The 15419-nt window shown below is 62.2% G+C and carries 15 protein-coding genes; 3 read left to right on the top strand and 12 right to left on the bottom strand.

Features of this window, described 5'->3' with window-relative positions; translation table 11 throughout:
• Nucleotides 1-184: 184 nt before the first annotated feature.
• On the top strand, nucleotides 185-1195 hold the full coding sequence (locus tag AC3ISG_RS21895; protein WP_122625647.1) for an AI-2E family transporter: 1011 nt from the start codon (nucleotides 185-187) through the stop codon (nucleotides 1193-1195).
• 293 nt (nucleotides 1196-1488) lie between these two features.
• On the opposite strand, the gene AC3ISG_RS21890 is transcribed toward AC3ISG_RS21895, so the two are convergent.
• Nucleotides 1489-2754, bottom strand: a complete 1266-nt coding sequence (locus tag AC3ISG_RS21890) for an Hsp70 family protein (protein ID WP_489297955.1) — start codon at nucleotides 2752-2754, stop codon at nucleotides 1489-1491.
• A gap of 294 nt (nucleotides 2755-3048) precedes the next feature.
• Between AC3ISG_RS21890 and cbpA the strand changes: the two genes are divergently transcribed.
• Together cbpA and AC3ISG_RS21880 are read left to right on the top strand one after the other, a co-directional pair.
• Nucleotides 3049-4008: a curved DNA-binding protein gene (gene cbpA / locus AC3ISG_RS21885; RefSeq protein WP_122625649.1), complete on the top strand. Its 960-nt coding sequence runs from the start codon at nucleotides 3049-3051 to the stop codon at nucleotides 4006-4008.
• A gap of 2 nt (nucleotides 4009-4010) precedes the next feature.
• A complete protein-coding gene (locus AC3ISG_RS21880; RefSeq protein ID WP_122625650.1) occupies nucleotides 4011-4307 on the top strand; it encodes a chaperone modulator CbpM in 297 nt (98 codons plus the stop codon).
• A 515-nt stretch (nucleotides 4308-4822) separates the two neighbouring features.
• Here the strand turns inward: AC3ISG_RS21880 and AC3ISG_RS21875 are convergent.
• From AC3ISG_RS21875 to urtB, 11 genes are all read right to left on the bottom strand, one after another.
• Entirely contained in the window at nucleotides 4823-5956 is a 1134-nt protein-coding gene (locus tag AC3ISG_RS21875) for a sensor histidine kinase (RefSeq protein ID WP_122533779.1), read from the bottom strand.
• A 257-nt stretch (nucleotides 5957-6213) separates the two neighbouring features.
• Nucleotides 6214-7914, bottom strand: coding sequence for an urease subunit alpha (ureC, locus tag AC3ISG_RS21870; protein WP_122533778.1), 1701 nt, complete (start codon nucleotides 7912-7914; stop codon nucleotides 6214-6216).
• A 168-nt stretch (nucleotides 7915-8082) separates the two neighbouring features.
• A complete protein-coding gene (locus AC3ISG_RS21865) occupies nucleotides 8083-8388 on the bottom strand; it encodes an urease subunit beta (protein ID WP_122625653.1) in 306 nt (101 codons plus the stop codon).
• The gene (locus tag AC3ISG_RS21860; protein WP_122533776.1) at nucleotides 8385-8921 is read right to left on the bottom strand and encodes a GNAT family N-acetyltransferase; all 537 of its coding nucleotides are present in this window, start codon (nucleotides 8919-8921) and stop codon (nucleotides 8385-8387) included. The genes AC3ISG_RS21865 and AC3ISG_RS21860 overlap by 4 nt, the downstream gene beginning before the upstream one ends.
• 26 nt (nucleotides 8922-8947) lie before the next feature.
• A complete protein-coding gene (locus tag AC3ISG_RS21855) occupies nucleotides 8948-9499 on the bottom strand; it encodes a GNAT family N-acetyltransferase (RefSeq protein WP_489297954.1) in 552 nt (183 codons plus the stop codon).
• 61 nt (nucleotides 9500-9560) lie between these two features.
• Nucleotides 9561-9863: an urease subunit gamma gene (locus AC3ISG_RS21850; RefSeq protein ID WP_065987752.1), complete on the bottom strand. Its 303-nt coding sequence runs from the start codon at nucleotides 9861-9863 to the stop codon at nucleotides 9561-9563.
• A gap of 91 nt (nucleotides 9864-9954) precedes the next feature.
• Entirely contained in the window at nucleotides 9955-10800 is an 846-nt protein-coding gene (locus AC3ISG_RS21845) for an urease accessory protein UreD (RefSeq protein WP_489297953.1), read from the bottom strand.
• Between the two features lie 53 nt (nucleotides 10801-10853).
• Nucleotides 10854-11552 carry an urea ABC transporter ATP-binding subunit UrtE gene (gene urtE, locus AC3ISG_RS21840; protein ID WP_205484880.1) on the bottom strand — a complete coding sequence of 233 codons (699 nt, stop codon included), beginning with the start codon at nucleotides 11550-11552 and terminating at the stop codon, nucleotides 10854-10856.
• A gap of 165 nt (nucleotides 11553-11717) precedes the next feature.
• A complete protein-coding gene (gene urtD, locus AC3ISG_RS21835) occupies nucleotides 11718-12572 on the bottom strand; it encodes an urea ABC transporter ATP-binding protein UrtD (protein WP_489297952.1) in 855 nt (284 codons plus the stop codon).
• Nucleotides 12569-13648, bottom strand: a complete 1080-nt coding sequence (gene urtC / locus AC3ISG_RS21830) for an urea ABC transporter permease subunit UrtC (protein WP_489297951.1) — start codon at nucleotides 13646-13648, stop codon at nucleotides 12569-12571. The genes urtD and urtC overlap by 4 nt, the downstream gene beginning before the upstream one ends.
• Nucleotides 13648-15237: an urea ABC transporter permease subunit UrtB gene (urtB, locus tag AC3ISG_RS21825; RefSeq protein ID WP_489297950.1), complete on the bottom strand. Its 1590-nt coding sequence runs from the start codon at nucleotides 15235-15237 to the stop codon at nucleotides 13648-13650. The genes urtC and urtB overlap by 1 nt, the downstream gene beginning before the upstream one ends.
• Nucleotides 15238-15419 lie beyond the last annotated feature (182 nt).

Raw genomic sequence — 15419 nt, 5'->3', positions numbered from 1 at the left:
CCGAGCCAATGGCGGGCGTCGCCTTCCGGCGCCAGCCCCTGCACTTTCAGCGATTGCGGCCGATGATCTGGGCTGCAATCGCAGCCTCCTCACGCTTGAGCTCTCAAGGGCTTTCGCGTCGCTGGTTCTCCACTCAGAACGCTGGCAGACTGCCCATCCTTCACGCCGCTCGTTTTGAGGCTGTATGCCAACGTTTACGCCCCGTCAAGTCTATCTGGCCAGTTGCATTCTCGTGTTCGGCGGGTTGCTGCTGGTGCTGCCGCTCAACCTTCTGCCCAGTCTGCTGGCGGGTTTGCTGGTGTATGAACTGGTCGACATGCTCACCCCGCAGCTGCAACGGCTGATTGCCGGCGAGCGTGCGCGGTGGCTGGCGGTGGCATTGCTGGGCACTCTGGTGGTGACCGTGTTGGCGTTGCTGTTTGCCGGCGCGATCAGTTTTTTGCTGCACGAAGCGGAAAACCCCGGCGCGTCGCTGGATAAATTCATGATTCTGGTGGACCGCGCCCGCGGTCAGCTGCCGCCTTTCATCGACAACTACCTGCCGGCCAGTGCCACCGAGTTTCAGGTGTCGCTCAGCGCTTGGCTGACCAAGCACCTGGGCGAGCTGCAACTGCTCGGCAAAGGCGCGGCGCACATGTTCGTCACCCTGCTGATCGGCATGGTGCTGGGCGCGATCATCGCCCTGCAGCGCATCCCCGATGTCACCAAGCGCAAGCCATTGGCGGCGGCGCTGTTCGAGCGTCTGCACCTGCTGAGTCAGGCCTTCCGTAATATCGTTTTCGCGCAAATCAAGATCTCGCTCCTGAACACGGCGTTTACCTCGATCTTTCTGGCGGTGATCCTGCCGCTGTGTGGCGTGCATTTGCCGCTGACCAAAACCCTGATCGTGCTGACCTTCCTGCTGGGCCTGCTTCCGGTGGTCGGGAATCTGATGTCCAACACGCTGATTTTTATCGTCGGCATGTCGTTGTCGATCTGGGTGGCGATGGCGGCGTTGGGGTATCTGATCGTGATCCACAAGGTCGAGTATTTCCTCAACGCACGGATTGTCGGCGGGCAGATCAGCGCCAAGTCATGGGAATTGCTGCTGGCGATGCTGATCTTCGAAGCCGCCTTCGGCCTGCCGGGGGTAGTGGCTGGACCGATTTATTACGCGTACCTGAAGAGCGAACTGCGCCGGGCGGAATTGGTATAGCGACTGCTGCTCAACAAGGTGTGCCCCCTTTTCACGGCTGCACGCGGTGTTTTTGTGGGACCGGCTTCAGCCGGGAAGAGGCCTTCATGAACTCCCTCGTTTTCGCGGCGTAACACCCGACGCATTCCCGGCTAAAGCCGGTCCCACTAAGTGCACGCGGTCAGTAGGACCGGCTTCAGCCGGGAAGAGGCCGGTTTGAACACCACAGAATTTGCGGCGTGACATCTGACGCCTTCCCGGCTGAAGCCGGTCCCACTAAGGGCATGCGGTCCTGAGGGCAAGACAGCTGCAAATCAGCCGTAGCGCTTTTTCGCTTCGATCGCCAGGCCGCTGCCGATGCTGCCGAAGATGTTGCCTTCGACGTGGCGGGCCTTGGGCAGCATTGCGGCAACGCTGTTGCGCAGGGCCGGGATGCCGCTGGAACCGCCGGTGAAGAACACGGTGTCGACATCGGTGACGCCAACCCCTGCCAGATTCAGCAGGTTCGTCACGCTGCCGCGCACGCGTTCGAGCAATGCATCGATGGACGATTCGAATAATTGACGAGTGAGGTCGACGCTCAGGCCAGGCTCCACGCGGTCCATCGACACCAGACGGCGGTCCGCTTCGGTCAGCTGGATCTTCGTCTCTTCCACTTCCATCGCCAGCCAGTGACCGGCGCGTTGCTCGATCAGCTTGAACAACCGGTCGATGCCCTGGGTGTCTTCGATGTCATAACGCATGCTACCCAGCGCCAGTTGCGACTTTTGCGAATACACCGAGTTGATCGTGTGCCAGGTCGCCAGGTTCATGTGCGTGCTGGTCGGCATGTACGCGCCGCTTTTCATCCGGCTGCCATAACCAAACAGCGGCATCACGCCCTGCAGGCTCAGTTGCTTGTCAAAGTCGGTACCGCCAATGTGCACGCCACCGGTGGCAAGGATGTCGCTATGACGGTCATCGATCAGACGACGTTCCGGCGACAGACGCACCAGCGAGAAGTCCGACGTACCGCCGCCGATGTCGACGATCAGCACCAGCTCTTCACGGTCCAGCGTCGACTCGTAGTCAAACGCCGCTGCAATCGGCTCGAACTGGAAAGAAACGTCCTTGAAGCCGATCTTGCGTGCGACGTCGGCCAGTGTGTCTTCGGCTTCCTGATCGGCGGCAGCGTCGTCATCGACGAAATGCACCGGGCGGCCCAGCACGACTTGCTCGAAGGAGTGGCCGGCAGCGGCTTCGGCGCGCTTTTTCAGTTCGCCGATGAACAGCCCGAGCAAGTCCTTGAACGGCATCGCCGTACCCAGCACGCTGGTGTCGTGCTTGATCAGCTTGGAACCCAGCAGGCTCTTGAGCGAGCGCATCAGACGGCCTTCGTAGCCCTCGAGGTATTCGTGAAGGGCGAGGCGACCGTAAACCGGGCGGCGCTCTTCAATGTTGAAAAACACCACCGAAGGCAGCGTGATCTTGTCGTCTTCCAGGGCGATCAGCGTTTCCACTCCAGGGCGTAGCCAGCCGACCGTGGAGTTGGACGTGCCGAAGTCGATGCCAAGGGCACGGGCCGGGGATGGAGTGCTCATCTGCTTTGCATACCAGTCAAAAAACGGCCGCGCAGTGTATGCGAGTGCGCGCCGGATGCGTAGCGCGAAACGTCGGTTTATCGCCCGCCCGGCATCTATTTCGCGCGCGTGTCTTGAACTGCGGCCCCGAGCCCCAATCTAGCAGGCAACTCTTAATGCTTTTGGCCGGTCTGGACAGCGTCTCATTTCGCGCGACTGCGTGCCGATAACCTTGCAACGTTCAACGCAGCCAGCGTTCACCTGTGAAACGCGGTGCGAACTGGGCTGGATATTCCAGAATTGGGTGACCGTCACATGGACTTCAAAGACTATTACAAGATCCTTGGCGTAGAGCCGACGGCGGACGAGAAGACAATCAAGACCGCCTATCGCAAGCTCGCGCGCAAGTATCACCCCGACGTCAGCAAAGAGCCTGGCGCGGAAGACAAATTCAAAGAAGCCTCCGAAGCGTATGAAGCGCTCAGCGATCCTGAAAAACGTGCCGAATACGACGAGATCCGCAAATACGGCAGTCAGGGCCGGTTCCAGCCGCCGCCTGGCTGGCAGGGCCGCGGTGGTGCGGGCGCAGGGCCGGGCTTTGGTGGCGGTGGCTTCGAGGACGGCGATTTCTCCGATTTCTTCAGTTCCATTTTCGGCAATCGCGGGGGTCAGCAAGGCGGTCGGGGTCAGAGCCCGGGGCGTCGAGGGCAGGACGTGGAGATGGAACTGGCGGTGTTTCTGGAGGAGACGCTCTCCAGCGAGTCCAAGCAGATCAGCTTCAAGGTGCCGCAACACAGCGCCAACGGCCAGCGCATGGCGGACATTACCAAGACGCTGAACGTGAAAATCCCGGCGGGCGTCACCGATGGCGAGCGCATCCGCCTCAAGGGGCAGGGCGCTCCCGGGGTGGCCGGCGGCGAGAAGGGCGATCTGTATCTGATCATCCGTCTGGCGCCGCACCCGATGTTCGACGTCGAGGGCCATGACCTGATCATCACGGTGCCGATCGCGCCCTGGGAAGCGGCGCTCGGCACCAAGGTGGCCGTACCGACGCTGACCGGCAAGATCAACCTGACCATCCGTCCTGACAGTCAGAACGGGCAGCGGCTGCGGGTCAAAGGCAACGGTCTGTTGAACAAGCAGGGCCAGCGCGGCGATCTGTACGCGCAGCTCAAAATTGTCATGCCCAAATCCACCGATGAGGCGACCAAAGCGCTGTGGGAGAAGCTGGCCGCGCAGGCCGCGTTTGATCCGAGGGCTCAATGGAGTAACTGATCATGAGCAACACCCTGGTCATCGACATGCAGGAGTTCTGTCAGGTGGTTGATTTGCCGGCCGCCTTCGTCATCGAGATTGTCGAACACGGCATTCTCGAACCCCAGGGAAGACAGCCGGACGAATGGCTGTTCGACAGTGCTGCGCTGTCGATCGCCAGGCGTGCGGTTAAATTGCATCACGAATTGCAGCTCGAATGGGACGGCGTCGCCCTGGCGCTCAACCTGCTGGAAGAGCTTGAACACGTGAGAGCGGAAAACCGCATGCTCAGGCAGCGATTGGGGCGGTTTCTCGAGTGAAGGGCGGCCACAGGAAGTTTGCGGAGCCGGCCTGGCGCCTGCTATCAGGGATCGGATCGACTCGCTGATTTTCCTGCTGACCACGAACCTGTGGGAGCGAGCTTGCTCGCGAAGAGGCCTTCTCATTCGTTACATCTTCGGCGGCAGGACTGCCGCCTTCGTGAGCAAGCTCACTCCCACAAGTGCTGCGTTTCTGCCAGATAGCGATCTTCCTGCTGACGACGTCATTGTGGGAGTGAGCTTGCTCACGAATAGGCCCTTCCATCCGCTACATCTTCGGCAGCAGGGATGCAGTCTTCGTGAGCAAGCTCACTCCCACAAGTGCTGAGTTTCTGCCAGATAGCGATCTTCCTGCTGACGACGTCATTGTGGGAGCGAGCTTGCTCGCGAAGAGGCCTTCTCATTCGTTACATCTTCGGCGGCAGGACTGCCGCCTTCGTGAGCAAGCTCACTCCCACAGGTATCGAGCGCCCCTGCAACAGCGCGGTGTTTGGCGGATTTCGCGCAGTCGCTTGCTAGCCTTTCTTCGGCAATTCCACGGTAAACGTCGTGCCGTCTCCGACATTCGACACAACAGTGATGCTGCCATCATGGGCGTTCACCACTTCTTTCACGATGAACAGCCCCAGGCCCAGGCTGGTGGACGGGTTGTGAATGCCGGCTTTTTCGTTGGCCGAGCGCACCAGCGGGTCGAATATGCTGCCGATGGCTTCCTCCGCGATAGGCTCGCCGCCGTTGTGCACCGAGAGGCTCACATGGTTTTCGCTGCCGGTGAGCCTCACGGTGACCTGTCGCGTCGCCGCGCCATGCTGCAATGCATTGCCAATCAGGTTCTGCAGTAACTGCGCGATACGTGCCTGATCCCATTCGCCCCGGGTGTCACCGGTGCTGGTGAACACTGCGTTGCAATCGGGTTGCCCCGCCGTGGCTGCATCAATGGCTTCGCGACAGGCCAGGGTCATCTCCATCGGCTTGCGCTCGACCGGCAAGGTGACGCCAAGGCGACTGCGCACGAATTCCAGCAAGTCGCTGATCATCGTCCCCATTAACAGGCTGCTGCTCTTGATACGCTTGATGTAAGCAAGATCGGCCTCTGCCAGCGTGGTCTTGCGCATCAGCACTTCGGACGACATGCCGATGGCCTGCAAGGGGGCACGCAGGTCGTGACCGAGAATGGCGAGAAAGATGTCCCGCGACCGTGTCACGCGATCAGCGTAGGCGGCAGTCGACTCGGCCAGGGCTTCATCGATGGCCTCATTGAAGCGGATCATATCGGTGATGTGACTGGTCTTCGGCTCGATATGGCTTTCTGCCCAAAAGCGCACCACCGTGGCCCGAAGGTGGCGGAATTCAGACGTCATCTGCACCAGATCAAACCCGACGATATGCCGCAGCTCGCCATGGCTGGAGGCGGCCTGATCAAGTGTCGGGGTTTTGCCGATGTCTTCGCCCTGAGCCTTGGCGATGCGCTCGGCTTTGGTCTGGGCGGTGTTCATGTCACGCGCCGCCGCGAGGAGGATCGCCTCGGCATGGTCGCGCAGCTCCATTGAACTCATCTGGGCGGCTGCGGGCGTCAGCGTGGCCGCAAACCGTTCCCACTCATCGACGATGCGATCCACATTCTGAACGATGAAGTCCGAAAGACGCATGGGGAACTACCTTGCTGGCGTGGCGCTGAATGAGAGCGCGCATAGTACCGCCATGTTGTTGCAGGAAACATCACGGATTTGCCTGCGCTTCCTTAAAGCGTCGGCCTGCCGTCCAGTTGGAGCAATGTCGGGCAGCAAACACAGCCATGTGGAGTGAGCGGGCTCTGGAAGACGCCTTTTCAGCCGCTGAGAGAGATGGCGGATGCACCACCTCCTTCGCCAGCAAGCTCGCTCCCGCAAGACATTGAGTTCTGCGCTTAAAACAGAAAATACCGCTGCGCCATCGGCAGCACGTCGGCCGGTTCGCACCACAGCAGCACACCGTCGGCCTTGACCTGATAGGTCTGCGGGTCGACGTCGATGTTCGGCAGGTAGTCGTTGTGGATAAGGTCGGCCTTGGTCACATTGCGGCAGCCCTTGACCACGCCTATCTGTTTCTTCAGGCCCAACTGCTCCGGAACACCCGCATCGAATGCCGCCTGGCTGATGAACGTCAGGCTGCTGGCATGCAATGAGCTGCCGTAGCTGGCGAACATCGGGCGGTAGTGAACCGGTTGTGGCGTGGGGATCGAGGCATTGGCGTCACCCATCAGGCTGGCAGCAATAGAGCCGCCCTTGAGGATCAGCGTCGGTTTCACGCCAAAGAATGCCGGTCGCCAGAGCACCAGGTCCGCCCATTTGCCCACTTCGACCGAACCCACTTCGTGGCTGATGCCGTGGGTGATCGCCGGATTGATGGTGTATTTGGCGATGTAGCGCTTGGCGCGGAAGTTGTCGTTGCCTTCGCCGTCACCCGGCAATGCCCCACGCTGACGCTTCATTTTGTCGGCCGTCTGCCAGGTGCGCATGATCACTTCGCCGACGCGGCCCATGGCCTGGCTGTCGGAGCTGAGCATCGAGAACGCCCCCAAATCGTGAAGGATGTCCTCGGCGGCGATCGTTTCGCGGCGGATGCGGCTTTCGGCGAACGCGACGTCTTCGGCGATGCTCGGGTCCAAGTGATGGCAGACCATCAGCATGTCCAGGTGTTCGTCGATGGTGTTGCGGGTGAACGGCCGGGTCGGGTTGGTCGAACTTGGCAGCACGTTGGGGAAGCCACACGCCTTGATAATGTCCGGCGCATGACCGCCACCGGCCCCTTCGGTGTGGTAGGTGTGGATCGTGCGGTTCTTGAACGCCGCCAGGGTGGTTTCGACGAAGCCGGATTCGTTCAGGGTGTCGGTATGGATCGCCACCTGCACGTCGTACTGATCGGCGACGCTCAGGCAGTTGTCGATGGCCGCGGGCGTGGTGCCCCAGTCTTCGTGCAGTTTGAGACCGATGGCGCCGGCCTTGACCTGCTCGATCAGCGGCTCTGGCAGGCTGACGTTGCCCTTGCCGGTAAAGCCGATGTTCATGGGAAACGCTTCGGCGGCCTGCAGCATGCGCATCATGTGCCACTTGCCGGGCGTGACCGTGGTTGCGTTGGTCCCCGTCGCGGGGCCGGTGCCGCCGCCGATCATGGTGGTGACGCCGCTCATCAGCGCTTCTTCGATCTGCTGCGGGCAGATGAAGTGGATGTGGGTGTCGACGCCGCCGGCGGTGAGGATCATGCCTTCGCCGGCGATGACTTCGGTAGCGGCGCCGATGGCGATGGTCACGCCGGGCTGGATGTCCGGGTTGCCGGCCTTGCCGATGGCCGCGATGCGCCCGTCCTTGAGGCCGACGTCGGCTTTTACGATGCCCCAATGATCGACGATCAGCGCGTTGGTGATCAGCGTGTCGACCACTTCCGCGGCCACGCCCTGGCCCTGGCCCATGCCGTCACGAATGACCTTGCCGCCGCCGAACTTCACTTCCTCGCCATAGACGGTGAAATCCTGCTCGACCTCGATCCACAGCTCGGTGTCGGCCAGCCGCACACGGTCGCCGACAGTGGGGCCGAACATGTCGGCGTAGGCTTGTCTGGAAATTTTCATGGCGATTCCTTGAATTCATAGATCGCTGATCGTTCCCACGCTCTGCGTGGTAACGCCTCGCTGGACGCTCTGCGTCCGATGTGTGACGCGGAGCGTCAGGGGCTGCATTCCCACGCAGAGCGTGGGAACGATCATGGGCGGGCAGTCGCGCGCCACATAAAAGCAGCCTTACAAATCCCCCATCACCCGCCCGGCAAACCCGAAAACCCGCCGCAACCCGGCCAGGTCCACCAGTTCCACTTCCCGCGCCTGCCCCGGCTCGAAGCGCACGGCGGTGCCGGCCGGGATGTTCAGGCGCATGCCCCGGCTGGCGGCGCGGTCGAAGGTCAGGGCGTCGTTGGTCTCGAAAAAATGAAAGTGCGAGCCGACCTGAATCGGCCGGTCGCCGCTGTTGGCGACGCTGAGGGTGATGGTGCGGCGACCGGCGTTGAGCTCGATCTCGCCGGGCTGGATCTGGTATTCACCAGGAATCATGCGCTCTTCCTCGACAGTAACTTGTAGTAAATGGCCGTGGCCTTGTATTCGCCGTCGGGGTTGCACGCGTAGTCCGGCAGCAGGCCAGACAGCTCGTAACCCAGTGCGCGATAGAAGTCTTCCGCATCGGAGCCTGCCAGCGTGTCCAGAAACAACAGCCCGCGCTGATGCTGCTGCGCTGCCTGTTCCACGGCGGTCATCAACTGCGTCGCCAGCCCGCGCCGACGCGCCTGACTGAGCACCAGCAATTTCTGCACCTCGGCGCGGTTCAGGCCATTGGCCTTCTGGCACAGCGCCAGTTGCACCGTGGCCAGCACCTGGTTTTCTTCTGCCACCACCCACAACAGCACATTGCCTCGCTCGACTTCAGCCTTGACGCCGTCCCACCACGTGGCGGCCTCTTCAGCGTCGAGATCGGCCATGAAGCCAACCGAGGCCCCGTGGTGTACGGCGTCCAGCAACAGCGCCACAAGACCTGAGCGGTAGTGCGCGAAGCTTTCTGACGTGACACGGCGTAAGTGGGCGGCATTCATGGGCGAAATCCTTTCAGAATGAACATTCAGGCGACAGGCGTGATGCCGGGCGCTTGCGACGGTGGAGCAGAGGCGCCGGGCGACAGGTCCAGCTGCATAAAAGTCAGGTCCAGCCAGCGACCGAACTTGGTGCCGACCTGAGGCATTTGCCCGGTAGTGATGAACCCCTCGCGCGCGTGCAGGTGAATCGACGCCGCGTTTCCGCTTTCGATGGCCGCGACCATCATGTGCTTGTCGCAGGCACGGGCGCGTTCGATCAGCGCTTTCATCAGCAGCGGACCCAGGCCGTTGCCGCGTTGATCGGCACGCACGTAAACCGAGTGCTCGACGGTGTGGCGAAACCCTTCGAACGGCCGCCAGTCGCCGAACGACGAATAGCCCAGCACCTGATTGTCGGCATCGACCGTCACCAGAATCGGGTACGCCTGGGCCTGGCGCGCAGCGAACCAGGTTTCGCGGTTGGCAAGATCCACCGGCTGCTCGTTCCAGATCGCCGTAGTGTTGAGCACGGCGTCGTTGTAGATGGCCAGCACGGCTGGCATGTCAGTCAGCAGTGCGTCACGAATCGAATAGGTCATGTTCGTTTCCACGTGTTCCTGTGTGGCTGTTTCAGTGGACATCTCAGGTTCAATGGGCAGCTCAGGCGATGGGCTGATGCACGGTGACCAGCTTGGTGCCATCCGGAAAGGTGGCCTCAACCTGGATTTCCGGGATCATTTCCGGGATGCCTTCCATCACTTGGTCACGGGTCAGCAGGGTGGTGCCGTAGTGCATCAGGTCGGCAACGGTCTGGCCGTCCCGCGCACCTTCCAGCAAGGCGGCGGAAATAAAGGCCATCGCTTCCGGGTAATTGAGCTTCACACCGCGTGCCAGCCGCCGCTCGGCGACCAGACCTGCGGTGAAGATCAGCATCTTGTCTTTTTCGCGTGGGGTCAGATCCATGGGTTTTGTCCGTTTCAAATAACTGAATGAGTCAGCGCTGCAATGTATTCGTAGGAGTGTGCCGAGGGCGCGGATCGGGCAACGCGGCCCATCATGTACTCCAAATTCTCGGCGCCACCGCTTCCCGGCCCAGCAGGGCAGGGCGCAGCAGTTTCCATAATTCGATCAGCCAGGCCCGCGCGTGCAGTGCTTCGTCTGCCAGACAGCGGGCGATGATCAGGCCGGGCAACTGGCTCAGGTCGCCGCGCACGGGTGAATGCTCCGCCAGCTCGCGGCAGCGCTCCATCAATACAGCGTCGATTTCTCCGGTCACGATCAGCGTCGCGAACACTGGCTTGCCGTCCAGGCCGATGGGCGAATCCAGCAAGCCGTCATTGCCGACGATGCGCTGGCGCTCGTGCCACAGCAGGCTGCCGTCACGCCGAATGTCCAGATGCGCCTGAAAATGCCCCTGATCAAAACGCTCGCCGCTGGCCGGCCGGCCCAGTGCAACCACGTCCCAGTAGAACAGCCGGGCGTCGCCTTCCAGATCGATCCGCGTGGTCAGTTCAGCCTTGGCCTCGCTGAATACGATGCTCTCCTGCGGCAGCCACTCCAACGTGCCGCCTGCAGCGACCTTGATGTCCAGCTGTTGATAAGCCGGCCCTGCCGCGCGGTACCACTTCGCGGCGCCGGGGCTGGTCAGTTGCGCCCAGGCATTGGCGCCGACGCTGGCGCTGATGTCCAGACGATCGCCGCCGGCAATGCCGCCCGGCGGGTGAACGATGATGTGCTGGCAGACCTGCGGGCCTTCGGCGTAAAGATGCTTTTGCACCCGCAACGGACCTTTGTGGCGTCGCTGGGTCGGGCGCGTACTGTCGCCGAAACGCCCATACGCCAGCTCCAGCTCGGCATGCCAGCTGGGGGTGAACAGGGCGGTGTGGGCAGGAAGATTCATAAGTCGATTATCGTTTTATCGAAGGTCAGTACCTTAGCTGATCGGCGCATTAATTAAATGGTGACCAGACCCCGAACGCCTTCGGCCTCCATGTTTTCGCCGCGCCCCTGCTGCACGATCTCGCCGCGGGACATGACGATGTACTGATCCGCCAGCTCGGCGGCAAAGTCGTAGAACTGCTCGACCAGCAGGATCGCCATGTCACCCCGGGCCGCGAGCTTTTTGATCACCGCGCCGATTTCCTTGATCACCGAGGGCTGAATGCCTTCAGTGGGCTCGTCGAGAATCAGCAGGCGGGGGCGACTGGCCAGGGCGCGACCGATCGCCAGTTGCTGTTGCTGGCCGCCGGACAAGTCACCGCCGCGCCGATGCTTCATCTGCAGCAACACCGGGAACAGCTCGTAAATGAAGGCCGGAACTTCCTTGGCCTCTGAGCCCGGGAACCGCGACAGGCCCATCAACAGGTTTTCTTCAACGGTCAGTCGGCCGAAAATCTCCCGGCCCTGGGGCACGTAGGCGATCCCGGAATGCACGCGCTGGTGAGGCTTGAAGCCGGTGATCGGCTTGCCGTCCCACTGCACCACGCCTTCTTTGGCCGGTAGCAGCCCCATCAGCACCTTCAACAGCGTGGTCTTGCCCACGCCGTTACGACCGAGCAGGCACGTGACCTCGCCGATTTTTACGTCAAACGACAGGCCTCGGAGGATGTGGCTGCCGCCGTAGAATTGATGGAGCTTTTCGACTTGGAGCATGGCCAGTTTCTCAAGAAATCCTATGATCGTTCCCACGCTCTGCGTGGTAACGCCGCATCAGACGCTCTGCGTCTGCCTGGTGACGCGGAGCGTCATCGGATGCATTCCCACGCGGAGCGTGGGAACGATCATCGCGAGCAAGCTCACTCCTGCAAGGGGAGCGCATTACCGCCCCAGATACACCTCAATCACCCGTTCATCCGCCTGCACGTCTTCCAGCGATCCTTCCGCCAGCACGCTGCCCTGGTGCAGCACGGTGACGTGGTCGGCGATGGTGCCGACGAAGCCCATGTCGTGCTCGACCACCATCAGCGAGTGTTTGCCGGCCAGGCGCTTGAACAGCTCGGCGGTGAATTCGGTTTCGGCGTCGGTCATGCCAGCGACGGGCTCATCGAGCAGCAGCAGTTGCGGGTCCTGGACCAGCAACATGCCGATCTCCAGAAACTGCTTCTGACCGTGGGACAACAGCCCGGCGGGGCGCGCCATCGATGCCGTCAGGCGAATGGTTTCCAGCACCTCGTCGATGCGGTCGCGCTGTTCGCCATTGAGCTTCGCCCGCAGGCTGGCCCATACCGACTTGTCGGTCTTCTGCGCCAGCTCCAGGTTCTCGAACACGCTCAGCGCTTCGAACACCGTGGGCTTCTGGAACTTGCGGCCTATGCCGGCCTGGGCGATCTGCACTTCGCTCATCTTGGTCAGGTCGAGGGTTTCGCCGAACCAAGCCTTGCCGTGACTGGGGCGGGTCTTGCCGGTGATCACGTCCATCAGCGTGGTCTTGCCCGCGCCATTGGGGCCGATGATGCAACGCAGCTCGCCGACGCGGATGTACAGATTCAGATCATTGAGAGCCTTGAAGCCGTCGAAGCTGACGCTGATGTCTTCCAGGGTCAGGATGGTGCCGTGCAGGGTGTTCAGCCCCTTGCCCGCGGCCTGTCCGAGACCGATGGCGTCGCGGCTGGTGCCGGCATCGCTGTTCGGGTCGAGCACTGGATCGAATGCGGGCGTCGGAGTGCTTTTCATTGGTCGCCCCTTTTCTTGATCAGACCGATCACGCCTTTGGGCAGGTACAGCGTCACCACGATGAACAGCGCGCCGAGGAAGAACAGCCAGTATTCAGGGAAAGCCACGGTGAACCAGCTCTTCATGCCATTGACCACACCGGCGCCGAGCAGCGGGCCGATCAGCGTGCCGCGACCGCCCAAGGCGACCCAGACGGCCGCTTCAATAGAGTTGGTCGGCGACATTTCGCTGGGGTTGATGATGCCCACCTGCGGCACGTACAACGCCCCGGCCAGGCCGCACAGCACGGCGCTCAACACCCACACGAACAGCTTGAAGCCGCGCGGGTCGTAGCCGCAGAACATCAGGCGGTTTTCGGCGTCACGCACGGCGGTCAACACGCGCCCGAACTTGCTACGCGCCAGACGCCAGCCGACGAACAGGCTGCCCGCGAGCAACGCTACCGTGAGCAGAAACAACACCGCGCGGGTGCCCTGGGAGGTGATGCTGAAACCCAGAATGCTGCGAAAGTTGGTGAAGCCGTTGTTGCCGCCGAAGCCGGTTTCGTTGCGGAAGAACAGCAGCATGCCGGCGAAGGTCAGGGCCTGGGTCATGATCGAGAAATACACGCCCTTGATCCGCGAGCGGAAGGCGAAGAAGCCGAACACTAGCGCCAGCAACCCCGGCGCCAGCACCACCAGGCACATGGCCCAGAGGAAATGCTGCGTGCCGACCCAGTACCACGGCAGTTCGGTCCACGACAGAAAGGTCATGAACGCCGGCAGGCTATCGCCCGACGCCTCGCGCATCAGGTACATGCCCATCGCGTAGCCGCCCAGGGCGAAGAACAGCCCGTGGCCCAGGGACAGCAGACCGGCGTAACCCCAGACCAGATCCAGTGCCAGCGCAACGATCGCGTAGCAGAGGATTTTGCCTACCAGGGTCAGCGTGTAGGCCGAGACTTGCAGACTGTTGCTTTCGGGCAGCAGGGAGAGCAGCGGCAAAGCGATCAGCAGGGCAAGGATCACCACGCCGACCGCGACCGTAACTTGGGTGCCGACGCGTTGCGCGGCAGTGACCATCAGTGGCTGATTCATCAGTCGATCACCCGTCCTTTGAGTGCGAAGAGGCCTTGCGGACGTTTCTGAATGAACAGAATGATCAGCGCCAGGATCAGGATCTTGCCCAGTACGGCGCCGATCTGCGGTTCGAGAATCTTGTTGGCGATGCCCAGCCCGAAGGCCGCCGTGACGCTGCCGGCCAGTTGACCGACGCCGCCGAGCACGACCACGAGGAAGGAGTCGATGATGTAGCTCTGGCCCAGGTCAGGACCGACGTTGCCGATCTGGCTCAGCGCCACGCCACCCAGCCCGGCGATCCCCGAGCCTAACCCGAAGGCCATCATGTCGATGCGCCCGGTGGGCACGCCGCAACAGGCGGCCATGTTGCGGTTCTGAGTGACGGCGCGCACGTTCAGGCCCAGGCGGGTTTTGTTCAGCAGCAGCCAGGTCAGCACAACGACGAACAGCGCAAAGGCGATGATGACGATGCGGTTCCAGGGCAGCACGAGATTGGGCAGCACTTGAATGCCGCCCGACAACCATTCCGGGTTCGCCACTTCGACGTTCTGCGCGCCGAACACCACGCGAATCAGCTGAATCAGCATCAGGCTGATGCCCCATGTTGCCAGCAGGGTTTCCAGCGGGCGACCGTACAAATGGCGAATGACCGTGCGCTCCAGCGCCATGCCGATGCAGGCGGTGACGAAAAACGCGATCGGCAGCGCCACCAGCGGATAAAACTCAAGGGCGCCGGGGGCGTAGCGCTGGAACATCATTTGGACGACGTAGGTGGCGTAGGCGCCGAGCATCAGCATCTCGCCGTGGGCCATGTTGATCACGCCGAGCAGGCCGAAGGTGATCGCCAGTCCCAGCGCCGCCAGCAGCAGAATCGAACCGAGTGACAGGCCGGCGAAGGCTTGCCCGAGGACCTCGCCGAACATCAATTTGCGTTTGACCTGAGCCAGACTCGTCTCCGCCGCCAGACGCACGCTGGGGTCAGTTTCGACGTTGGGTTCGAGCAGGGTTTCGAGACGGGTGCGGGCCAGCGGATCACCGGTTTCACCGAGGAGACGCACCGCAGCGAGGCGCACGGTGGGGCTGACGTCGACCAGCTGCAGGTTGGCCAGCGCCAGGTTCAGCGCCGAGTGAACGCTGTCGTCCTGCTCGCTCGCCACTTGTTGCACCAGCAAGGGCAACTGCGCCGGGCGGGCGCTTTTTTGCAGGATTTGCGCGGCGGCCAGGCGAACCTTGGGGTCGGCAGCGAGCAACTGATGGCTTGCGAGCGCGGTGTTGATCAGGCCGCGAAGGCGGTTGTTCAGGCTGATGGCTTGGGGCGCATCGGGATTGGGGGCATCGGCCAGCGCGGGAGCGTCGGGGTCGACGGCGATGAAGCTGTCGCCGTTCTGGATGAACGCCCGGTTGCTGCTGTCGGCAGCGACGCGACCATCCTGAAGGGCCACCAGCAGTTCGACGCGCGCCGGGTCAGGCCTGGCGGCCCAGGTTTCCAGCAGTTGGGCGCGCGCGGAGGAGTCGGCCGCGACAAAGTCGCCGGCATCGCTGGCGTGGGCGGCAAAGGGCAGCCACAGGCACAGCGCGAGAAAAAGGTGGTGGAAGTATCTGGGCATATCATCGGCCTTGGTGTCGGCGTGCAGCGAAGAAACCGCGTTGAGTCATTCGCGAGCAAGCTCGCTCCCACAGGTGCTGATCCGGCTTTGATCGTTCCCACGTTCTGCGTGGTGACGCAGCCCCGGACCCTCCCGCGTCATCCCGTCACGGACGCGGAGCATCCAGAGCGCCATTCCCACGC

The sequence above is a fragment of the Pseudomonas sp. GL_135 genome (assembly GCF_057834665.1).
This window is presented reverse-complemented; position numbering and strand designations above follow the sequence as displayed.